18 protein-coding genes are annotated in these 22,126 nt (G+C 41.2%); 12 read left to right on the top strand and 6 right to left on the bottom strand.

Annotation, left to right across the window (positions count from 1 at the left end; translation table 11 throughout):
• A partial coding sequence (locus PI95_RS36295) for a hypothetical protein (protein ID WP_236117240.1) occupies positions 1–196 on the top strand: 196 nt, incomplete at its 5' end.
• A gap of 58 nt (positions 197–254) precedes the next feature.
• On the opposite strand, the gene PI95_RS28705 is transcribed toward PI95_RS36295, so the two are convergent.
• Positions 255–2,321: a cation:proton antiporter domain-containing protein gene (locus tag PI95_RS28705; RefSeq protein WP_039740667.1), complete on the bottom strand. Its 2,067-nt coding sequence runs from the start codon at positions 2,319–2,321 to the stop codon at positions 255–257.
• A 440-nt stretch (positions 2,322–2,761) separates the two neighbouring features.
• On the opposite strand from PI95_RS28705, the gene PI95_RS28700 reads away from it, so the two are divergent.
• Positions 2,762–3,142, top strand: a complete 381-nt coding sequence (locus PI95_RS28700; RefSeq protein ID WP_039740036.1) for a response regulator — start codon at positions 2,762–2,764, stop codon at positions 3,140–3,142.
• 366 nt (positions 3,143–3,508) lie between these two features.
• Here PI95_RS28700 and PI95_RS28695 read toward each other — a convergent pair whose 3' ends face one another.
• Both PI95_RS28695 and PI95_RS28690 read right to left on the bottom strand, forming a co-directional pair.
• The gene (locus tag PI95_RS28695) at positions 3,509–4,645 is read right to left on the bottom strand and encodes a cob(I)yrinic acid a,c-diamide adenosyltransferase (RefSeq protein WP_039740038.1); all 1,137 of its coding nucleotides are present in this window, start codon (positions 4,643–4,645) and stop codon (positions 3,509–3,511) included.
• 30 nt (positions 4,646–4,675) lie between these two features.
• The gene (locus tag PI95_RS28690; RefSeq protein WP_163519287.1) at positions 4,676–4,858 is read right to left on the bottom strand and encodes a hypothetical protein; all 183 of its coding nucleotides are present in this window, start codon (positions 4,856–4,858) and stop codon (positions 4,676–4,678) included.
• 146 nt (positions 4,859–5,004) lie between these two features.
• Here PI95_RS28690 and fraC point away from each other — a divergent pair, with 146 nt between their 5' ends.
• The 4 genes from fraC (at position 5,005) to PI95_RS28670 (ending at position 7,686) form a co-directional block, all read left to right on the top strand.
• Positions 5,005–5,541, top strand: a complete 537-nt coding sequence (gene fraC / locus PI95_RS28685) for a filament integrity protein FraC (protein ID WP_039740669.1) — start codon at positions 5,005–5,007, stop codon at positions 5,539–5,541.
• Positions 5,542–5,699: 158 nt separating this feature from the next.
• Positions 5,700–6,731 (top strand): septal junction protein FraD, encoded by a 1,032-nt coding sequence (gene fraD / locus PI95_RS28680; RefSeq protein ID WP_039740040.1) that lies wholly within the window; start codon positions 5,700–5,702, stop codon positions 6,729–6,731.
• Complete coding sequence (locus PI95_RS28675; protein WP_163519286.1) at positions 6,703–6,840, top strand: hypothetical protein; 138 nt, start codon at positions 6,703–6,705, stop codon at positions 6,838–6,840. The genes fraD and PI95_RS28675 overlap by 29 nt, the downstream gene beginning before the upstream one ends.
• Positions 6,841–6,906: 66 nt before the next feature.
• Positions 6,907–7,686, top strand: a complete 780-nt coding sequence (locus PI95_RS28670) for an ABC transporter permease (protein ID WP_039740042.1) — start codon at positions 6,907–6,909, stop codon at positions 7,684–7,686.
• Between the two features lie 72 nt (positions 7,687–7,758).
• Here the strand turns inward: PI95_RS28670 and PI95_RS28665 are convergent, their stop codons facing one another.
• Both PI95_RS28665 and PI95_RS28660 read right to left on the bottom strand, forming a co-directional pair.
• Positions 7,759–8,415 (bottom strand): pentapeptide repeat-containing protein, encoded by a 657-nt coding sequence (locus PI95_RS28665; RefSeq protein ID WP_039740044.1) that lies wholly within the window; start codon positions 8,413–8,415, stop codon positions 7,759–7,761.
• Positions 8,416–8,747: 332 nt separating this feature from the next.
• Entirely contained in the window at positions 8,748–9,425 is a 678-nt protein-coding gene (locus tag PI95_RS28660; RefSeq protein ID WP_039740046.1) for a response regulator transcription factor, read from the bottom strand.
• A gap of 130 nt (positions 9,426–9,555) precedes the next feature.
• On the opposite strand from PI95_RS28660, the gene PI95_RS28655 reads away from it, so the two are divergent.
• From PI95_RS28655 to PI95_RS36290, 3 genes are all read left to right on the top strand, one after another.
• Positions 9,556–11,976, top strand: coding sequence for a PAS domain S-box protein (locus PI95_RS28655; protein ID WP_163519285.1), 2,421 nt, complete (start codon positions 9,556–9,558; stop codon positions 11,974–11,976).
• Positions 11,977–12,099: 123 nt separating this feature from the next.
• Positions 12,100–12,801, top strand: coding sequence for a bacteriorhodopsin (locus PI95_RS28650; protein ID WP_039740048.1), 702 nt, complete (start codon positions 12,100–12,102; stop codon positions 12,799–12,801).
• A gap of 222 nt (positions 12,802–13,023) precedes the next feature.
• On the top strand, positions 13,024–18,432 hold the full coding sequence (locus tag PI95_RS36290) for an ATP-binding protein (RefSeq protein ID WP_052324799.1): 5,409 nt from the start codon (positions 13,024–13,026) through the stop codon (positions 18,430–18,432).
• A 153-nt stretch (positions 18,433–18,585) separates the two neighbouring features.
• Here the strand turns inward: PI95_RS36290 and PI95_RS28620 are convergent, their stop codons facing one another.
• Positions 18,586–19,467 (bottom strand): carbohydrate ABC transporter permease, encoded by an 882-nt coding sequence (locus PI95_RS28620; RefSeq protein WP_039740052.1) that lies wholly within the window; start codon positions 19,465–19,467, stop codon positions 18,586–18,588.
• A 184-nt stretch (positions 19,468–19,651) separates the two neighbouring features.
• On the opposite strand from PI95_RS28620, the gene PI95_RS28615 reads away from it, so the two are divergent.
• The 3 genes from PI95_RS28615 (at position 19,652) to PI95_RS28605 (ending at position 21,892) form a co-directional block, all read left to right on the top strand.
• The gene (locus PI95_RS28615) at positions 19,652–20,587 is read left to right on the top strand and encodes a type IV pilin-like G/H family protein (protein WP_063842310.1); all 936 of its coding nucleotides are present in this window, start codon (positions 19,652–19,654) and stop codon (positions 20,585–20,587) included.
• A 12-nt stretch (positions 20,588–20,599) separates the two neighbouring features.
• On the top strand, positions 20,600–21,253 hold the full coding sequence (gene purN, locus PI95_RS28610; protein ID WP_373695724.1) for a phosphoribosylglycinamide formyltransferase: 654 nt from the start codon (positions 20,600–20,602) through the stop codon (positions 21,251–21,253).
• 249 nt (positions 21,254–21,502) lie between these two features.
• Positions 21,503–21,892 (top strand): hypothetical protein, encoded by a 390-nt coding sequence (locus PI95_RS28605; protein ID WP_039740056.1) that lies wholly within the window; start codon positions 21,503–21,505, stop codon positions 21,890–21,892.
• Positions 21,893–22,126 lie beyond the last annotated feature (234 nt).

The following is a 22,126-nucleotide window of genomic DNA, read 5'->3' as shown; positions in this document are numbered from 1 at the left end:
CCCTAGGTCCGATGCTGGACAAAAATGGCACAAGCGTTCGTTTACTAGATCCTCAACACCCCACGACATTTTACAGATGTTGGCTGTCAATGAGTGTAAGCGCGTTTGTGAAACCCCACACCCGAAACCTGCAACCCTAGTTTTGGTCAAAGCGGATTTTGACAATGCGCGAAAATGCAGCACGCGCACATCTTGACAAAAAAGCCTTGTGTTGTAATGTAATTAAATTGTTGTAGATTAGCGATGGCTGAAGATCATGAGTTAGGTTCTCCCAGTAACACAATCGAACCTTTCAATTCTTTAATCACCTGGGTTGTCACTTCGCTGACGGATAATCCTCCAGCGGTGCGATAGCGGACGGAACGCAAAACTACTAAATCAAACGCTTGAGCTTGCTGAATAATTACTTTGGCAATGTAATCACCCCTGATTGTTTGGATATTTGTATTCACCTGTAACTTGCTTTGAGCTGCAATAGCAGATAACCCAGATGCAAATTTGTCTACTAGAGTTTGAGACGTTTTGCGATCGCACACATGTAACAGCACAATCTCCGCTTGATTTGTATCAGCCAAAATTTGGGCAAACCGCACAGCACCTACAGTTTGTCGCGTTAAGTCTCCAACTGGTACGAGAATTCGCTTAATTTTTGTCGGACTAGTTAAAAGGCGTGTTACTGCTACCGGACAGTGAGAAGACAAGAAGACGCTATCAATTACACTACCAAATAAACGGGCACGCAAGCCAGTGGTACGCGACCAACCCATAATTACTAAACTGGCGTTTTGTTCTCGACTAGTACGGCTAATTCCCAAAGCTATATCGTCATCAATCCGAATTGCCGGTGACACTTGCACATCAAATTCTTGACTGATTTCTCTAGCAAATTGCAATCTTTGTTTACTTTTATCAAGTGCTGTGATTAATTCCGGAGCATCCATATTCACATAAGCTTTTGTAATAGCTAATGGCACAATTTGTCCGTGTTCGTGACGTGCCAACAGTGCAGCCATTTCTATTAAATGGCGTTGGGTTTGCGGGTTGTATATCGGAACAACTACAGTGAAGAAATTATCAGTTTCCTCTGATATTTCCTCCTCAGAATCCCACCAAGTTGAAAGACGATCTGTTTCAACATCTGTTTGGCTAACTTGTAGCGAAGTAGCAACTCGTGCTGTAATCACCGGACCCAAAATAGCAGTAACCAGCATGAGAACAATTACACTGTTTAACACACCCTCACTAATTAGCCGCTCACCAGCAGGATTTAAACTTTGATAGGCAACTAACGTTGCTGCTAAGGTAGCTGCTACCTGTGGCAAAGACAATGACCACATCGTTAGCAGTTCTGCTGTATTGTAACGATAGAGAAGTTTAGCTAAAAATGCCGCTAAAAATTTGCTGCCAATCAAAGCCACGACAATTGCGACAGTTAGCCAAATTGAACTGAGAGTTTTGAGAAATGCGGGAATATCAATCAACAATCCCATGTCTACAAAGAAACAAGGGATAAATAAAACACTACCAATAAACTCAACTTTTTCTTTAACTGGGCTACGTCCTAAAACGTCGTTGACGGCTAAACCTGCTAAAAACGCTCCGACAATTTTCTCAACTCCAATTACCTGCGCTCCCACAGATGCCAAAAATAACGCCAGTAAGATAAACAAAAACTGGTTACTTTCTTCATCACCAGAGCGTTTAAAGAATTCTTTTCCTGCCCAATCAAAGCCGAATAATACAACAGCAGAGTAAATTGCTAATCCACCCAATAAAGTAACTAAACTTAAAGCCGAGAATTCTCCTCCATGAATTCCGACACAAATTGCTAGCACTAATAAAGCACCAGTATCGGTAAAAATCGTTGCCCCAATCGTGACTGTTACAGCTTCATTTGTCACCACTCCCAAGCGGCTGACAATTGGATATGCCAAAAGAGTATGTGAGGCAAGCAAAGAACCAATCAAAAAGGAAGAATTCCAACTAAAGTTAAATAATTTACCGACAATAATACCAGCAATTAATGGAACTAAAAATGTCAGTGTTCCAAAGCCGATTGAGCGATTTTTGGTTTTGCGAAACTGCTCTAAATCAATTTCTAACCCAGCGACAAACATCAAATAAAGCTTGCCGATTTCCGAGAGCAACTTGATAGTTTCAGACTCAGAGTCTAGTAGTTTCAGCCCGTTTTGTCCTAATACTACACCGGCTATCAGCAAACCCACTAATCCCGGTAGTCGCAGTTTCTCAAAAATAGGGGGTACAGTAAAGATTACTGTCAGAAGAATTGTAAATGCAATAATAGGACTGTCTATTAGCAAGTTCTGTGTCCTTTTTGATAAATGAAACTGGTAGATGAAATAAATTTGGCAAAAATACTTGTTATAAATATACAAGTTTATCAGAAAAATTATATATATACTTTAGTTTTAGTAGCAAGTAAAATTAAGTTGTAAACAGCTTAATTTTATATGACAATAGTGGCTTAACCTAAAGATAGGAATTTTGCCACTATCTATCGGTAGATAAAAATTATCTGTTAGAGGATGCTGGAAAAGGATAAAAAGTATTGATTGGTCATGACTGAAGCTCGCGCCTTCTCCAAATCAAGCCGACTTCAGATATTGCCTATACCACAAAACTGTCAAAATTTTTTCTAACAAATTTGGCATTTTTTCTAAAAATCTATCTAACGGATGGTGTAACTAGCTTTTTAAGAAGAAATTATGTGTATTGCAATACAAAAAAAACTCCAGTTAAAATGCATTACATAAAAACCTCTAACTCCCGTCGTATCTTGGTTGTAGATGATTTGCCAGATAATTTATTTTTGCTTCAGACACTTTTAGAAGCCGAGGGATATGAGGTAGAGACAGCTGATTCTGGTAGAGCTGCATTGACAGCTCTTCAAAACTGCCCTGCGAATTTGGTATTGCTGGATGTGATGATGCCGGATATGAACGGGTGTGAAGTAACGCAACGAATTCGACAAAATCAACAGTTATCTCACATACCTATAGTATTGATTACAGCATTCGATCAAGTAGATATCAACGAGGGATTATCAGTTGGGGCAAACGATTTTATTCGCAAACCCGTGGATTTTGAAGAATTGCTTTCTAGAATCAAGACATTATTATGAGAAACGCCTAAATTACTTGCGTTTGGTAGTGAAGATGGTAGTAAACATCATCAAAAACCCGCCTAAAAGTAAGGCGATCGCCAATCCTGCTGTTATTAAGTCGAGTGTATTAGTGTCCATTGTTAATTGTTAGTCGATAGTTGATAGTTGTTGGTTGATAGTTGTAAGTTGATAGTTGTAAGTTGATAGTTGATGGTTGATAGCTGATGGTTGATAGTTGATAGTTGATAGTTGATAGTTGATGGTTGATAGTTGCTGATTATTCTCCTAACTCCTACTCCTAACTCCTAACTCCTAACTCCTAACTCCTAACTCCTAACTCCTAACCACTATCAACTATCAACTATCAACTAACCAATAACCAATTTAAAAATCTACCCCACGTTTGAGTTCTACGCCTTGATTGGCATAGTGTTTGTGGCAGTATACCTCAGAGTGAACGCTTGCCAAGTCAAAGTATGCGGGTTGATTTTGGCAGCGACCGGTGATAATAACTTCTGTATCGCGGGGTTTACGAAGCAAAGCTTGAACAATTGGTTCAACTGGGAGTAGTTCCAAGTCAACGGTGGGATTTAGTTCATCAAGGATAATGGTTTTATAGAGTCCCGAAGCGATCGCACATTTTGCGATTTCCCAACCGCGTTCGGCTTCCAAATAGTCTAATTCTTGTCGAGAATTGCGCCAGACGATCGCATCTCGTCCGCAGCGTTGGTGATCTACCACCTCTGGATATGACTGCTGCAAAGCGGCGATCGCAGCATCTTCTGTGTAGCCACTACCACCTTTAAGCCACTGCATAATCAATACGCGAGTAGAGCCAGGATGATTTATACCTCTACCAATGGCTTTCAACGCTTTACCCAAAGCGCTGGTAGACTTACCTTTGCCTGCACCAGTGTAAATTTCAATACCATCTATTAACAGTGCTTTTGCGGTTGGGTGATGTTGGGGTTTCATTTCCGAGTGCAGATCGGCAATGTCGAGCAACTTTTGCGGTGCTGCGCGTCCGGTAGCAATAATTTCCAACTCTTGGGGTTTGGCTTTGAGAGTTTGCACCACCTCATCCACATCCAGCAAACCCAAATCCAGAACGGGGTTAATTTCATCAAAAACGACAACCGAATATAAACCGCTGGCGATCGCTCCTTTTGCCACATCCCAACCTCGCGCTGCCTCATCTCGGTCAAAAGCAGTGATTTCGTCGTGACCAAAAAATTCGGCACGACCAGTGCGAACTTGGTCAATTAAATGAGGGAAACCGCGCTGTAAAGCTGCGATCGCCCCATCCTCGTCATAATCACGTTCTGGTCCCTTTAAAAACCGCAGCAGTAAAACTCGGTTGGAATTGCTGGGTGTATTTATCCCCAAGCCAATCGATCGCAAAACCACCCCTAAAGCAGCTTGGGATTTACCTTTCCCCACGCCATCATAAACGTGAATTTGACCAGTGAGCCGTTGAGAACGCACTTGCGCCGTGCGAATACCTACGCCGTTCCTTGTCATAAGAGCCAAAAGCTGTAACGTGGCAGTATTTCATCTTACCGAACGTTTTGCACTATCGGCTAGGGATTGGGCATTGGGCATTGGGCATTGGGCAATGGGCATAGGGCATTGGGCATAGGTAATAGGTAATAGGTAATAGAAAGAAATTGTCCCCCCTTCCCCCCAACCCCACTTCGTGGGGACGCATGTGCCCCCCATCTCCCCATTCCCCATTCCCCAATTTGGTAAAGTTTTGCTTTTGCCATAACCAAAAGAACAAAAAGATGGTAAAAGACTGGAAGAATGAGATAATTTTCCCCATCATTCTCAATCTCACTAGTTTACTCTCTCAAGTCAACCCGCAACGCGCTCACCCTTTTATGTTTGAACTTCCTGAACTTCCGACAACTTTTCCGCTTGGTGCCATTTTGTTTGACTTTTTATTTTTATTGGTAGCCATACCCATAGAAGGATATGTTTTGAATGCTAGGTTAAGATTTGACAAAAAAACTAGCATTTTTTATGCCATCTGTATCAATCTATTTACTGCTGTGATTGGTTGGATAACTTTTTTCTTTATCGAGCCAGTTTTACCAGTTAATTTAAAATCACAACTAATCAATTATGTCTTTTTTAATCAATTTCGGACTAATAATGTCCAGTCCTTAATGATTTTGGTTGCTTTTATAATTTTCTTCGCTACTTTCTTGCTGAAATACTTTCTACTAAAGCTTGTTTTGCTATCATTAGCTGAACCAATCAAAAATGAATTAGAACTTCAACCATATCCACGTCGCAATTTCCGGCGTGCTAGCAAAGCTAAATTGCAAAATACAAATTTAGTGACTACTATACTAATAGCAAATTCACTTAGTTATAGTGCAATTGCCATAATTTTGTTGATTCGCTCTAGATAAGTCTGTTGGCAAAATAAAACATCATTTCATTAATTAAAAAATGTTGAATGTAAAACAAATCAACTAGTCAAGAGCAATTTTATTTACTTGTTTGCTTAAATGATAAATAAAGAGTAAGTAAAAGGTAAATCTCAAAGAGTAATTAAGAGGAGTGAAAGATGAATTTCTTGTTTTTAAAAGATTTATTTGGCGTATTTAAATTTCTCGAAGGAGTTTATGAGCGAGTAAGAAGGTTGTTGGTTCCGCCCAAAGCTTACTCTTGGCAAACATTAATTTATTTGAGTATTTTTTCTTGGTTCGCCTCATCATTGGCTGTAGGTTATATAAAAGATGTAATTTCATTTTTCGGCTGGTTATTTTTAATTGCTGGAACATCTTGGTATACCACTGACGATCCTTTAAGAATTCCCGGTACATTTATGCCAGTAGGGGCAGTAATAACGGGATTTTTAGTCAGTGTTTTTGCTTTTGGACAAGGGGAAGATGTAATTACACCACGAACAATCGTGCTTTGGCCAACGATTTCAGCATTAATTACAGCAATTCCCGAATTTTTTGAAGGAAGCGGTACTGATGTGCAAACACAAATTCCTAAGCCAGAAATTCGCCAAAGACTAATAGTCATGGTTGCCAGTTGTATGATACTAAGTTGCTGGATTCAGTTTTACTTTGTTATGGATAATTGGTTAAGACAATATCCGAGTTTGCAGGCAGATAATTTTAAGCAAAGTACATTTGTGATTAGAACAGAATCCCCAGAGAAAATACCGACAAATGGCGTGGTGATTCTCGATAAACTTCAGCCATTAGTAGAAGAACAAATAGCAGGAAGACCTTGGTCGCAAGTGGAAAGATGGCTAATAAATGCGGATCAACAAGTAGGAAATTTGGGTAGACGAGTTATAGAAAGAAACTTAGCAAAATATGAAGAGAAAGAATTGTGGGTTGTTAGACCACGTGTAGTTAATACCAAATCTGGGTATACATTAGATTTGTTGAGTATTTGGACAGGTCCGAGTTCTAACCCACGCGGATTTTACCTGAAAAAGTCTTGTCGGGTTGACCCAATCGCAGCCAGGGCAAACTCAAGCATTGCCAACGTGAGCAAACCAGATAAAGCCACCGTAGCAGAAATTGAATGCGATCGCCTTCCTAAATTTATTGCCGGCTCACCTCCAGCGCAGCAGTAAGACAGGGGGACAAGGGGAGAGGGGGACAGGGGGACAAGGGGACAGGGGGACAGGGGGGACAAGGGGGACAAGGGGGACAAGGGGGAAAGTTAGTGATACTTTTTATTAACTAACCACTATCCACTAACAATTAACCACTATCCACTAACCACTATCCACTAACAACTGAATAGCGATGAATTTGGGCAGAATTTTTGTGCTAGCTACGAATGTGTTTCGGGAAGTGGTACGCGATCGCATTCTCTATATTATCGGTTTTTATACGGTAATACTCGCCGTCGCCATCCGCTTACTTCCTGAATTTGCTGCTTCGACGGAAGATAAAATGTTTTTAGACTTTGGTCTAGCAGTAATGAATATCCTCGGCTTAATTGTTGCCATATTTGTGGGTACAGGACTAGTTAACAAAGAAATTGAGAAACGCACTGTTTTAGTGTTAATTACCAAACCAGTCAGCCACAGTGAATTTATCACTGGTAAATATTTCGGGTTATTAACAGTACTAGCTGCACTTATTGCAGCTATGACAGCGATTTATTTAGCATTTTTGCAGTTTGGAAATGTTCCTCATTCCACAGCAAGCATTTTAATTGCTGTCATTTTCTTATTCTTGCAACTAGCCTTAATTACCGCTGTAGCTATTGCCTTAGGTGTGTTTACTAGTTCCCTGTTAGCGACTGCTTTAACATTTGCAGTCTATTTAATCGGGAACATTACTCAAGATTTAGTAAAACTTGGTCGTTTGGGAAACAACAAGAGTATTGAAAGCCTGACTCAAGGCTTGTATCTTATCTTGCCTGATTTATCTCGATTAGATTTAAAAAATGATGCTGTTTATGGTGTTGCAGCGCTACCTGACTCAATGGCACTAATTACGAATGCTGGCTATGCCTTGCTTTACAGCGTCATTTTGTTAGCGATCGCTATCTTTCTCTTTTCCCAACGTGAGTTTTAATTATTAGTTATTAGTCATTAGTTATGAGTCCAAAATACGACAATAATAAATGACTAATGACTTCATCACTCATTAACAAAACGTGATTTGAGGGTATTGAATCGTTCCATCAGGCATAATAGCATCCCATAGCTTGGCATGAATTAAGTTTGCCTCCCAAAGGTTGGCTCCACTTAAGTTTGCCTCGGTTAAGTTTGCACTGGTTAAATTTGCACTGGTTAAATCGGCTTTCTTTAAATTAGCTTCGAGCAAAATCGCGCCACATAGCTTGGCTTTGATTAAATTTGCTCTCATTAAGTTTGCTTCAATTAATGATGCTTCAATCAAGTTAGCTTCACTCAAATTAGCTTCGCTCAAATCTGCACCGCACAACGATGCTCCCCAAAGCTTACTTTTTGCCAAATTTACCCGCCACAAAAATGCACCACACAAGTTGGCTCGCGTTAAATCAGCATTCTTCAAATTAGCCTCACATAATGAAGCTTCATATAAATAAGCTGACTGCAAATTGGCTCCGCTTAAATTTGCACCGCTAAGATTTGCCCCAACAAGCACAGATCCACTCAAATTTGCCCCACTTAAATCTGCTCCTATCAAATTAATTCCACTTAAGTCAACTGCCCTTAGGTCGATTCCGCTCAAGTCACATCCACTAAAATCTTCTCGTTCAAAAGATTTTTGTGTAATTTGATTTAGAATGAATTCCTGTGTATCAGCATAATTCCTCATGTTCGTTACCTCTGGGTGTCACTTATATCAATCGTTCGTGATGATAGTTACTGTATATTGAGGTTACACCGCAGAAGTATATAAGCTGAGGAAAGAATCGAGAAAATATGGAGAAAATATCGGGAAGAAATCGGGAAGATACCTGCAAATGCGCTCTACAAGTAGTTTCAAAAAGAAAAAAAGCTGACATAAGTCAGCAAAGATTGATAATGTAAAAAAATTGTAATACTTAACAGCTATTACCAATTTCAGATCGATCCCCAAGAAAAACCCATCATACAACAAAGCGATGAAAATAAATTTTCTCTAGCCCGATACCCAATGCCCAATTTTCAAGACAATTGCTTCAAACGATATCCCAAACCATGAACCGTTTCGATGAAATCTTCCGGAGCGGCTACAGTTCTAAGTTTATGACGCAAACTTTTAATATGAGCCTTAACAGTATCTTCTTCCGGTGGACTTTCACTTTTCCACAGGCTATCAATAATTACAGCACGACTGAGGACGCGACGACCATTGCGAAGTAATAGTTCCAACAAACTAAATTCTTTGGGGGTTAGCTGCAAAGGCACATCTAAATAAGTGACTTCGTAGGTACTAGGATTGAGAAGCAACTTCCCCCATGCCAGAATAGGTGGAGAAGCAGAACTTCCCCGACGCAATAAAGCGCGGATGCGAGCTAATAACTCTTGTAAATCAAAGGGTTTAACCACATAGTCATCCGCTCCCGCATCTAAGCCATTAACTTTATCTGTACTGGTGTCACGAGCCGTTAACATCAAAATTGGTAGAGAATAACCGTGGTGACGCAAGCGTTGACAAAGACTGATCCCATCTAGCTTAGGAAGCATCACATCTAACAAAATCAAATCGTAGGCGATCGCCTTAACCTGATCCCAAGCAAACTCCCCATCCTTGACTACATCTACCACATACAATTGGTCAGTTAAAGCTTCTAAAAGCGCTTCTGCCAAACGCGCATTATCTTCAACAAGTAGAATTCGCATATTAATTACAAAATAACGTTAACAGAGATGGTAATTGGTAATTGCTAATTGGTAATTGGTAATTGGTAATCAAGGAGGGGGAAAGGGGAGGCAGTGCGGTCTTGGGGTCTCCCCAAGTGGAGCATCTGCCGTGAAAGGGGAAAGGGAAAAGGGTAAGAAAAACTTCTTTTCTTCCTTTTCCCTTTACCCAAAAACCTTTTCCCCTCATAAAATTCCCCATTACCCATTACCCATTTTCCATTCCCCATTTTCCATTCCCCATTCCCCATTACCGATTCCCCATTACCCATTCCCCATTCCCCATTCCCCATTCCCCATTCCCCATTCCCCATTCCCCATTCCCCATTCCCCATTCCCCATTCCCCATTACCCATTCCCCATTACCCATTTTTTTACCATACAAGCATTGCATATGAAATGGTCATTGGAAAGAAAAATCATTGCTGTCGGGTTTGGATTGGCAGTGGTGATTATTGCGATCGTTAACATTATTTCATATCAAAATACAGAGAAATTATTCGCGAGAGAAAGACAATTAGAATATTCCTACGAAGTCATACAAAAAGTTAGAGATGTGCTAACTACAGTGCAAGATGCTGAAAAAGCTAGACGCAGTTACATTACTACCGGAAACAATTCTTATTTAGAAACATACAACACGGCAATTCAAAGTGTTGAAGCTAAATTAACAGATGCTCAACGCGCTATTAGTGTTACTCCCACACAGCAGCAGAGACTAGATATTCTCAAACCTTTGATTGCCCAAAAAGTAAGTTTGCTCAAACAGTCTATTGACTTTTACAAACGAGATAAATCTAACACAGCAATTCAATTAGATTTTACAGATAAAAGCATTACAATTCAAGATGAAATTTGGCAAATAATTACCCAAATTGAGAAAGAAGAGCAATCATTAGTGCAGCATCACCAAGCTCGTTCAGATGCAAGTTTTCGGTTCACAATTGTAGCCAAAGTAACTGGTTATTGGGTTAGCTTTGCCCTACTATTTATAGTCTATTCATTATTACATCGACAAATTAGTACTCGCCAGCAATTAGAAGATACTTTACGAGAAAGTCAACAACGATACCGAAACTTATTTGAAGTTAATCCTCATCCTTTATGGGTTTACGATTTAGAAAACTTAAATTTTTTAGCTGTTAATGAAGTAGCTATCAAACAATATGGCTACTCACAAAGCGAATTTTTATCTATGACAATTAAAGACATTCGTCCACCCGAAGAAGTACCAGCCCTTCTTGATAGAATTCCTGGGCTACGTTGGGCAGATAAACGATTCGCAACTAGGAGACACAAAAAGCGGGATGGAACAGAAATTGATGTAGAAATTACCTCCCATGAATTAACATTTAAAGGACGACCTGCTAGATTAGTATTAGCACGCGATATTACTCAACAAAAGCAAGCACAGTCAGCGCTAGCTGCCAGTGAAGAAAAGTTTCGCCAAATTGCGGAAAATATTAATGAAATTTTTTGGATGAGGGATGCTAAAGCCGACATAGTTTTATATGTTAATCCGGCTTATGAAAAAATTTGGGGACGCAGTTGTGAGAGTTTGTATATAAATCCCCAATCATTTCTAGATGCTGTTCATCCAGAAGATAAATCTCGTGTGATTGCTAACCTTGATAAAAACATTAAAAAAGAATTTGAGATTGAATACCGCATTGTGCGTCCAGATGATTCGGTGCGCTGGGTTTGGGAACACAGTTTTCCGATTAAAAATAGGTTAGGAAAAGTCTATCGTCGAGCCGTAGTTACACAAGATATCACTGAACGAAAACGAGCAGAAGAAGTTCAGCGAAATTTAGAAAAAGAACTAGAATTAAATGAATTGAAGATTCGCTTCTTTTCAATGGTTTCTCATGAGTTTCGCACTCCTTTAAGTACTATTTTAATTTCCGCGCAAGTTTTGGAGAACTCTAATAAAGAATGGTCGGAAGAGAAAAAGCTGAAAAATCTTCATCGAATTCAATCTTCGGCGAAAACGATGACACAATTGTTAACAGATATTCTGACTTTAACGAGAGCGGAAGCTGGTAAATTAGAATTTAGACCGCAACCTTTAGATTTAGAATATTTTTGCTTTTCGCTATTAGAAGAAATCAAGTTTAGTACTCGCGCTGAAAAAGACATACTTTTTGTCAGCGAATGTTCTCAAAGAATCGCTTGGATGGATGAAAGAATGTTGCGATCGATTGTGACTAATTTACTTGATAATGCCATTAAGTATTCACCAGATGATAGCCAAATTTATTTCACACTTGCGGCTGAATCAGGACAAGCTATTTTTCAAATACAAGACCAAGGAATAGGAATTTGTCAAGAAGAAGAGGAACAACTTTATCAAGCTTTTCAAAGAGGGGAAAATGTCGGTGATGTAACGGGGACTGGTTTAGGATTAGCTGTGGTGAAAAAGTGTGTGGAATTGCACGGTGGTAGTATTAAGCTAGAAAGTAAAGTTGGAGTTGGTACTACTTTTACTGTCAAAATTCCTTGGAAGAGTGATTTGGGGGAAGTTAAGCGCTAAAGCGCTTACTACAAAAATATGTATTTAGAAGTATTGTTTAAGTGAGTAAGTCTGGCAAAATTAAAAATAAGCTTTCCGATGTGAAAATTTACTTGATTAATTAATATTAGCGAGAAATTAAATATGATTCAAGCTTGGCTGTGGACTGGTGTCATTGGTATGGCTTTCGGTGGAATTTTTTTTGGATTTGGCGCACATAATGCTAAAAATGAGCAGTGGAAAATATTATATACACTGAATTTCTTTATTTGCTTGATTGCTGCTGGACTTTATCTAGCTATGGCACTTAAACAAGGTGTTAATATTATTAACGATCGCCCTACTTATTGGGTACGATATGTAACTTGGTTTTTGTCAACTCCACTGTTGCTGCTGGATCTGACTTTTTTAGGCAGAACTAGTTTACCAATTACTGGTAGTTTGTTAGGAGCAAATGCCTATATGATTGCTACTGGTTTTGTAGCGACGATTTCGCCTAAACCTATTAGCTATATCTGGTATATTGTTAGTTGCGCTGCTTATCTTGCAGTAGCTTATATGTTGTTAAATCAGTACCGCACTGAAGCTGAACGCAATCACCCCAAATCAAAGCAAGCATTCCGCAAGTTGGTGACTGTGCATTTAGTGTTGTGGACGCTTTATCCAGTTGTGTGGATTTTAGGAACAGAGGGGTTTAACGTTTTTGCTCAAGGTACGGAAACAATGTTTTTTACGTTGCTGGATCTTGCCTCTAAAGTCGGTTTTGGCTTTTTGTCTTTAAATACTTTACATAATATAGAGCAAGCTAGAGAGCAAAGACGCGAACCGATTAGCACTTCTTTGTAAATATAAGTAAAAAAATTGGCGTTGTTTTTTTACGGGATGATTTTGCAATATATGTTGATATCAACGTATTGTAGAGACGTTCTACTAGAACGTCTCTACGATTCGTCAAAAATTTATATGGAGGGTTGCGATCGCCCGAAGCGGTATCTCCAGAATAGATTACCCTAAATGTAGGTTAATATTGGACAAAAAATTCCCACTCCTCTGATTTAACCCCTGAAAATGCAAGACAAGGAATCCGACTACCAGCTAGAAAGCGATCGCTCGACATCCCCAGATTATCAGCAAGAGGATATCTTTCCTGGCAATGGGGAAATGAGTCTGATGATGCGGACTCTCGATTGGTCAGTTACACCAATCGGTTCTGTTAAGCATTGGAATCAGAGTTTGCGTACTTCTGTGAGTATTTGCTTATCCTCTCGATTCCCAATTTTGATTTGGTGGGGTAAGGAATTGACCATGCTTTATAACGATGCTTACCGTCCAATTCTGGGGACGACTAAACATCCGCAAGCTTTAGGTCAAGCAGGACGGGAGTGTTGGGCAGAAATATGGGATATCATCGGACCGATGCTCGAAAGTGTAATGACTACGGGCAATGCTACTTGGTCTGACGATCAGTTACTTCTAATAGACCGCAATGGTTATCTTGAAGAATGCTACTTCACTTTTTCTTATAGTCCCATCCGAGATGAAACAGGTGGTATAGGTGGTGTTTTTACTGCGGTTACGGAAACAACCGAGCGGGTTTTGAGCGAACGACGGTTACGTACTCTGCGAGAGTTAGCTGCAAAAACTTCCCAAGCGAAGACTGTTGAAGAAGCTTGCGAACTCAGTATGGAAACTTTAGCAGATAATCCCGCTGATATTCCCTTTGCTTTGATTTATTTGCTGGATGAAGCAGGTAAACAAGCTAAGTTGATAAAAGCAGGGGGATTAGCACCAAAAGAAATAGCAAGCCAAGAAGATTTAGATTTATTGTCAGATGATACACACACCTTCCCGCTGGTAAAAGTTGTGCGGACAGGTGAACCCGAGCGGGTAGATAATTGGGGCGCCTCCAGTTATGCAGATTTAGCTGACTCGGCATTGATATTACCGATAACCCAAGCAAATCACGATCTTCCTGGGGGTTTACTGGTAGTTGGAATTAATCCGCGACGTGCTTTGGATGAAGAGTATAGCGGTTTCTTTCAATTGATTGCAGGTCATGTGGGAAGTGCGATCGCGTCGGCTCGTGCCTATGAAACAGAACGAAAACGAGCGGAAGCGCTAGCTGAATTAGATCGGGCAAAAACGACTTTTTTTAGTAACATCAGCCATGAGTTTCGCACGCCGCTAACGCTAATTATCGCACCTTTAGAGGAAATATTGCGCGATCGCTTACAACAGTTTGCTGAACAAGACCAAGAACAATTGCAATTAATACATCGCAACTCACAGCGCTTGCTGAAATTGGTAAACAGTCTGCTAGATTTCTCCCGCATTGAAGCAGGACGAGTCCAAGCTGTATATGAATTAATTGATATTTCCGCCTTCACTGCCGAACTAGCTAGCTTGTTTCGCTCAGTAATTGAAGCTGCGGATATGCGCTTAATAGTACAATGTCCACCTCTGCGATCATCAGTGTACGTAGACCGGCAGATGTGGGAAAAGATTGTTCTAAATCTGCTCTCCAACGCCTTTAAGTTTACCTTCCAAGGAGAGATAACCGTAACATTGCGCGAGTGCCAAAATCACGTCGAGTTAGAAATAAGCGATACCGGCACAGGCATCCCCGAATCAGAAATACCCCATTTATTTGAGCGTTTCCACCGAGTACAAGGTGCGAAGGGGCGTAGTTTTGAAGGGTCTGGAATTGGTTTATCGTTAGTCTGCGAATTAGTCAAACTACACGGCGGCACAATCAGTGTAAGTAGCATTATTGACCAGGGAACCAGCTTTGTAGTATCTATTCCCACAGGATACGCTCACTTACCAAGCGTTAACGTTGGTGCAATTAATACATTAGCATCAACCGCAGTCGGGGCTGCTTCTTACGTTGAAGAAGCATTGCGCTGGTTGCCAGCAGAAGGGACTGGGGACAGGGAGCAGGGAGCAGGGAGAAGGGGAGCCAGTGCGGTCTTGGGGTTTCCCCAAGTGGAGCATCTGGCGTGGCAGGGAGCTGGGAGCAGGGGGCAGGGAAGCCAGTGCGGTCTTGGGGTTTCCCCAAGTGGAGCATCTGGCGTGGCAGGGAGCTGGGAGCAGAAAGCTCTTGAGAGGAATTTTTCCCTAATTCCCAATGCCCAATGCCCAATGCCCTATGCCCAATCCCCAATATCCCGTATTCTCCTTGTCGATGATAATGCAGATATGCGCGATTATGTTAAGCGTATGCTTCAGCAAAATTATCAGGTAGAAGCGGTAGGAGATGGATTCGCTGCTTTAGACGCTATTCGGCAACAGCCTTTTGATTTAGTTTTAACTGATATTATGATGCCAGGACTCGATGGTTTTGAGTTGTTGCGGCAACTGCGGCAAGATCCACTCACCAAAGAGATACCGATTATCTTGCTGTCTGCCCGTGCTGGGGAAGAGTCGCGAATTGAGGGGTTAGAATTCGGCGCTGACGATTACTTAGTTAAACCTTTCTCTGCTCGTGAACTGCTGGCGCGTGTCGAGGCTACCATAAAATTGAGTAAAATGCGCCAGAGCATGAAGCAAGTGCTGCAAGATGCCAACGAGCATTTAACGAACGTTCTGGAAAACATGACCGATGCTTTTGTTGCTCTGGATCGCGAATTTAGGATCACTTATGTGAACCAACAGACAGCAAGACTCAACAATATGCAGCCAGAGGAAATTATTGGTAAGACGCACTGGGAAATGTGGTCTTGGTCAGTTGGTACAATAATTGAGCAAAAATATCGTCAAGCTTTAGCAGAGCAAATTCCGGTACATTTTGAGGTACTGTACGAACCATTCATGATGTGGTTGGAAATTCATGCTTATCCATCTCAAGAGGGAATAGGTATTTATTTCCGCGATATTACTACTCGTAAGGCTGCGGAAACATCATTGCAAAATGCCCTGCAAAGGTTAAACTTTCATGTAGAAAACTCACCTTTGGCAGTGATTGAGTGGGATCGTGAATTTCGTGTCTCTCGTTGGTCAGCGGAAGCTGAACGAATTTTTGGCTGGCAAGCATCAGAAGTAATCGGTAAAAATTTCCAAGACTGGCAGTTTGTCTTTACGGAAGATTTAGAAGTTGTTACAGACGCGGTGACTCAACTAACTGAAGGAATAAACGTTAGTAATATTTGTTACAATCGTAATTATACTAAAGATAATTCAATTGTTTATTGTGAGTGGTATAGCTCGACTTTATTCGATGAATCCGGCAAGCTGGTTTCAGTGCTATCACTAGTTTTGGATGTAACCGAACGCAAAGGTATGGAAGCCGCATTACGGGAAAGTGAGAAACGATTCCGGGAAATGGCGGATGCATCTCCTAATTTAATTTGGATGTCTGATACTAGCAAGCTTCGTAACTATTGTAACAAAACCTGGCTGGAGTTTACAGGGCGGACAATTGAGCAAGAAATGGGTAATGGTTGGGCGGAAAAAGTGCATCCAGAAGATTTGCAGTACTGTATAGATATTTATATAAATGCCTTTGATGCCCGTAAAAAATTTAGTATGGAGTATCGGCTGCAACGTTATGACGGCGAGTATCGGTGGATTTTAGATAACGGCGTGCCGCGTTTTACATCATCAGGTAATTTTCTCGGTTATATAGGCTCGTGTATTGACATTAGCGATGCCTATCGGCAAGCTATGCAACGCAAACAAGCTGAAGCCGAACGAGAAGAAATGCTCGTGCGATCGCAACAATATGCCGGTCAACTGCGTGGGTTGACTGAGGCAGCATTAACGATAAATTCAGCACTTTCTATTGAAGAAGTTCTGCAAGTAATTACCGAGCGATCGCGTTTCATCATCGGCGCACATCAATCAGTCACCAGCATGACGCTTGATAATAATTGGGCGCAAGCTATCAGCGCAGTCTCACTTTCAGATAAATATGCTCCCTGGCGCGATTATAAACAACCAACCGATGGCTCAGGCATTTATGCCTGCGTTTGTCACACAAATCGTCCCATCCGCATGACTCAAGCAGAACTAGAACTTCATCCCCAGTGGCAAGGATTTGGTACAGAAGCCGCAAAACATCCACCTATGCGCGGTTGGCTGGCTGCACCCCTGACAGCACGGGATGGTAGCAATATTGGACTGATTCAATTATCTGATAAATACGACGCAGGCGAGTTTACAATAGAAGATGAAGCCATCTTGGTACAATTGGCACAGATGGCATCTGTAGCAATTGAAAATACTCGCTTGTACGAAGCCGAACAACTAGCACGTACTCAAGCTGAATCGGCAAACCGCATCAAAGATGAATTTCTCGCCGTCCTTTCTCACGAATTACGCACCCCACTAAACCCGATTCTCGGTTGGTCTAAGCTACTGCGAACCCGCAAGTTTGATGAAACAAAGACCGCTGAAGCTTTAGCAACAATTGAGCGCAATGCTAAATTACAGGCACAACTGATTGAAGACTTGCTGGATGTCTCGCGAATTTTACGCGGCAAACTAACTTTAAATGTAGACAAAGTAAGTCCAGCATCAATTATTTTAGCAGCTTTAGAGACAGTACGTTTAGCAGCAGAAGCGAAATCGATTTCAATTGTGACGATTTTCGACCCGAATGTGGGGCAAGTCGCAGGTGATGCAGGTCGCTTGCAACAAGTGATTTGGAATTTGCTTTCCAACGCTGTTAAGTTCACACCCAATGGCGGACGGGTAGAGGTGCGATTGTCGATGGAAATGGGCAATGGGCAATGGGCAATGGGCAATGGGCAATGGGAAAAGGCGAAAAGCCCAATGCCCAATGCCCAATGCCCCATGCCCAATTCCTATACGAAAATTACAGTTAGCGATACAGGTAAAGGTATTAGTCCTGAGTTTTTACCTCATGTGTTTGATTACTTCCGCCAAGCAGATAGTGCCACTACGAGAAAATTTGGTGGATTGGGATTAGGATTAGCGATCGTGCGACAGTTAGTAGAACTCCACGGTGGTACAGTCTTTGTAGAAAGTCTCGGCGAAGGACAGGGAGCAACATTTACAGTTAAGCTGCCATTGTTGTCAACAACAGATTCAACTTGTAGTGATTTTACATCAGAAGCGGAACTTAATTCACCTAATTTGGAAGGAATCAAAATACTGATTGTAGATGATGATGCTGATTCGCGAGACTTTATCACCTTCGTCTTGCAACAAGAGAAAGCCGAAGTGATAGCAGTTTCTTCAGCGCTGTCAGCACTGCAAATCTTGGCAAAGTCGAAATTAGATGTTTTATTAAGTGATATTGGAATGCCGGAAATGGACGGCTACATGCTGATTAAACAAGTGAGAAAATGGTTGCCAGAACAAGGAGGAGAGATTCCGGCGATCGCTCTGACAGCTTATGCTGGAGAATACGATCGCCAACAAGCAATTTCAGCCGGCTTCTCATATCATGTCCCCAAACCAGTCGAACCAGCACAGCTAATTGCTGCTGTTACCAAATTGACTAACAAGAGTTAGTAGTTAGTAGTTAGTAGTTAGTAGTTAGGAGTTAGGAGTTAGGAGTTGGGAGTTAATTATCTTCTTGTCCCCCTTGTCCCCTTGTCCCCTTGTCCCCACACCCGTCGCCCCTTGTCCCCCCATCTCCCCACTCCCCCACTCCCCCCCTCCCCCTCAATCCTCGCCCCAAGTTCGCAATTGCAAGTAAACTAATACCAGCGTCACTGCTAACAATACTGTCGCTGCCGCTGCTGCGTAACCAAAATCAAATTGACCAAATGCTTCTTGGTATATGTAATAAACTAATAAATTGGTAGAATTCAATGGACCACCACCTGTAATTACATAAACTTGCTCAAAACTCCGCAATGTGAAAATCACAGTAGTAACGATCGCAAATATTAAAGTCGGTCGCAATCCTGGTAAAGTAATATACCAAAATTGCTGCCAAGCATTTGCCCCATCAAGTTCTGCTGCTTCGTAACGACTGGGAGGAATCGCTTGCAACCCTGCCAAAAATACCACCATATTGAAACCAAGTTGTTTCCAAATACTTAATAAAATCAGTACCGGCATTGCCCAAAATGTATCTCCCAACCAAGCAATAGGAGAAACACCAAACAAATTTAAAGCTGCGTTAACTGGTCCATCGGTTTGAAATAACCAGCGAAATCCTAAACCAGCCGCAACTAAAGAGATAATTGAGGGGAGAAAATAAACACTTCGGAGAATTCCTCGCAATGGCAAGTTGCGATTTAATAACGCCGCCAATCCTAAAGGAATAATTATACTGGGAATGACGCTGGCGATCGCGAAATAAGACGTGTTATTTAGAACTTGCCAAAAATCCGGGTTGATTAACAAACGCAAGTAATTTTTCAATCCTACCCAATGAAGACCTGTGGAAGTGAAACTACCAGCAGTGAAGCTGAGGAAAAATAAATAGGCGATCGGGTAAAGAAGAAAGATGAATAGTAAAATCAATGCTGGGGTAAGAAAAATCCAGGCGGCTACTGTATCGTTATCTAAAAATTGACGCGATCGTGGTAATGTCATAAAAACTTGTTAAGTAAATGTGTATAAATAATTTGTAGTAAGGGCTGAAGCCCTTAAAATTGAAAGTATGAGCGGTAAACCGCTCACTACGTAAAGAGGACAATATTTTAGTTGGCTGTTTGCTGAGTAGCGGATCAATTCACAAGAGTTTAAGATCCTGTTATTCAACTAGTATGTAAGCATAATGTATCCAAACCTACTAAAAATTAACAAACGGCACACTCTTCAATTGCTGACCAATAGCATAATTATCGGGCTACTCGCTACACTCAACACAACAGTATTAGCTCAAAACCAAATTACACCGTTACCGCGTCAATCTCAACCTGGTAACACCACAAATGTTAACCAGAAATTATTAGGGCAATGGAAAGCTAAAGATCCTTCATCCTCAGAAACGTTAATTTTTATTTTCACCCCACAAGGAAAATTATTCTCGCTACCATCTAACTCGAATACTCCTGTTGCTTTAGAATTTCAGTATCGCATTAATCCGACTTTCAAACCGATGCACTTGGATGTGACAATACCAAGTAGTACAGAACCTGTATTAACAATTTTTGAGTTTCTTGCTGATGGTAAAATGCGATTGCAATTACATGGTACTAATCCGGGACAACCCAGACCAAAAGCTTTTTCTGCTAATGCAATGATATTTGAAAAGATTTCTGATGCGACGACTTTGCCAGAAAATGTGCAAGTTTTCAATGGTGAACCAGAAAATCAAGCTAGCAGTCAGACAGCAGTGGAAGGTAAACAAATTATTACCGCCATGAACCGCGCACAACAAGCTTATTATTTAGAAAACAATAAGTTTGCGACAACAATTGAGCAACTAGCTATTGGTATTAAGCCAGAAACTGAAAGTTACCAATACCGAATTTTACCTCAAGGCAAATCAACTTCCAGGGTGATGATGACAGCTACTGCCAAAAGTCCGGAAAGCAAAAGCTATACTAGTGCTGTATTTGTAACTAAAGTTAACGGCGAAAACTTGACAATTGCTGGAATTTGTGAAACTAATAGTCTTTCAAAAATACCACCAGTAATGCTAAAATTTATCCCTAGTAAGGAAGGGGGACAAATTCAATGTCCTGCTGGTTCCAGTCTTCTACGTTAATAAAGCATGAGTATGAATTCAGTTCCCCCCAGCTTGATATCACCCAATATTTTTCCCAAAAAGCTGATGTCAGCACCTTTAAAATTGGGAATCATGGCTTCTGGAAATGGCAGCAATTTTGAAGCTGTTGCCGAAGCAATTAAAAATAAAGAACTTGCGGCTCAAATTAAAGTTTTGATTTACAATAATTCCTCAGCGAAAGCAGCAGTACGCGCTGAAAATTGGAGCGTACCATCTGTATTTTTAGACCACCGCAAATACAAAAACCGCGAAGAATTTGATAGGGAAATTGTCCAAACTTTGCGGCAATATGATGTAGAATGGGTGATTATGGCAGGTTGGATGCGATTGGTGACACCGATTTTAATTGATGCCTTTCCTGATAAGATTATCAATATTCATCCGAGTTTGTTGCCCAGTTTTAAAGGAATTAATGCCGTAGAACAAGCTCTTGCGGCTGGTGTGAAAATTGCTGGCTGTACGGTGCATTTGGTGTGTTTAGAAATGGATAGCGGTGCAATTTTAATGCAAGCTGCGGTGCCAGTATTGCCTGATGATACATCAGAAACGCTTCACGCCAGAATTCAAGTTGAGGAACATCGAATTTTACCACAGGCGATCGCCTTGGCAGCACAACGTCAACCACAGGCTACAGTAATGTATTAGTGAAAATACTTACTTGATTTATCGTTCCCTGAGTGAGGTAGGGAGCGAGAGTAACCAGCGATTACTAATTAACTAGCTAGACATAAGTAAATTAAAGTTCAGCGTACTTTGTTAAGCGACACTTGGGGAGGATTTGTTTCTTCAGCTAGAATTACATAGACTTCGAGGAACTCACTTGACCCAAAAGGCTTTGCTGTTGGTGGTTGCAACCATGATTACTCAAATCAATTCTCACAATGGGAGAGAGCTATGAGACGCTTTAGTGTGTTTACGCTACTGTATCTAGCAGCAGCAATTTGCCTAACCGCGATCGCTTTTAAGCAACCTGACTCGACTCCAAGCCTTAAAAAAACTCTGCTCGTCAACGCCGGACTGTTGTACCTTTTTGCGCTCCTCAGTACCTTTCGATTTTGGCATCAAGCCGTTCTCAACAGTCAGAGGAGACTTCGCGAGCAACCCGGTTGGAGACAGAAACTGACTGCGATCGCACCAGGGCTGATCATTGCCGTCACAATTGTGTCGTGCATCTTTACTGTGCTGACCGATCGCCAGACGACTGATGTAATCCCACAAGCAGTTTCGGGACTAACGGTCATCTTGCTGTGTGTCGAATGGCTTTTCACCAGACACCAAATCTAGTCATCAGCCAATACGCTCAACGATACACCTTGACTACAACACCATGAAAATATTATTTGTTTTGGTCGCTTGGGCATGGTGGTAAACCAAACTTTTGATTACCTTGTTTGCGAACTTGAATTTATCTAAGAATGAAGCCCTGCAACAACCCACGACAAATTAGGACACATTGTTTTAAAGATCCGCAACACCCAACCAATTACTCGGATGTTCGCGCTTCGCGTCTAAGAGAAC

The organism is Hassallia byssoidea VB512170, from assembly GCF_000817785.2.
In the GTDB taxonomy this organism is placed as follows: Bacteria; Cyanobacteriota; Cyanobacteriia; order Cyanobacteriales; family Nostocaceae; genus Hassallia; species Hassallia carrinoi.
This window is presented reverse-complemented; position numbering and strand designations above follow the sequence as displayed.

What these genes read in the sequence shown, in the direction of transcription:
- PI95_RS28700 (WP_039740036.1), top strand. Translation starts at nt 2,762, where the DNA reads ATGCATTACATAAAAACCTCTAACTCCCGTCGTATCTTGGTTGTAGAT.
- PI95_RS28695 (WP_039740038.1), bottom strand. Translation starts at nt 4,645, where the DNA reads ATGACAAGGAACGGCGTAGGTATTCGCACGGCGCAAGTGCGTTCTCAA.
- PI95_RS28690 (WP_163519287.1), bottom strand. Translation starts at nt 4,858, where the DNA reads ATGGGGAATGGGGAGATGGGGGGCACATGCGTCCCCACGAAGTGGGGT.
- fraC (WP_039740669.1), top strand. Translation starts at nt 5,005, where the DNA reads ATGTTTGAACTTCCTGAACTTCCGACAACTTTTCCGCTTGGTGCCATT.
- fraD (WP_039740040.1), top strand. Translation starts at nt 5,700, where the DNA reads ATGAATTTCTTGTTTTTAAAAGATTTATTTGGCGTATTTAAATTTCTC.
- PI95_RS28670 (WP_039740042.1), top strand. Translation starts at nt 6,907, where the DNA reads ATGAATTTGGGCAGAATTTTTGTGCTAGCTACGAATGTGTTTCGGGAA.
- PI95_RS28665 (WP_039740044.1), bottom strand. Translation starts at nt 8,415, where the DNA reads ATGAGGAATTATGCTGATACACAGGAATTCATTCTAAATCAAATTACA.
- PI95_RS28660 (WP_039740046.1), bottom strand. Translation starts at nt 9,425, where the DNA reads ATGCGAATTCTACTTGTTGAAGATAATGCGCGTTTGGCAGAAGCGCTT.
- PI95_RS28650 (WP_039740048.1), top strand. Translation starts at nt 12,100, where the DNA reads ATGATTCAAGCTTGGCTGTGGACTGGTGTCATTGGTATGGCTTTCGGT.
- PI95_RS36290 (WP_052324799.1), top strand. Translation starts at nt 13,024, where the DNA reads ATGCAAGACAAGGAATCCGACTACCAGCTAGAAAGCGATCGCTCGACA.
- PI95_RS28620 (WP_039740052.1), bottom strand. Translation starts at nt 19,467, where the DNA reads ATGACATTACCACGATCGCGTCAATTTTTAGATAACGATACAGTAGCC.
- PI95_RS28615 (WP_063842310.1), top strand. Translation starts at nt 19,652, where the DNA reads ATGTATCCAAACCTACTAAAAATTAACAAACGGCACACTCTTCAATTG.
- purN (WP_373695724.1), top strand. Translation starts at nt 20,600, where the DNA reads ATGAATTCAGTTCCCCCCAGCTTGATATCACCCAATATTTTTCCCAAA.
- PI95_RS28605 (WP_039740056.1), top strand. Translation starts at nt 21,503, where the DNA reads ATGAGACGCTTTAGTGTGTTTACGCTACTGTATCTAGCAGCAGCAATT.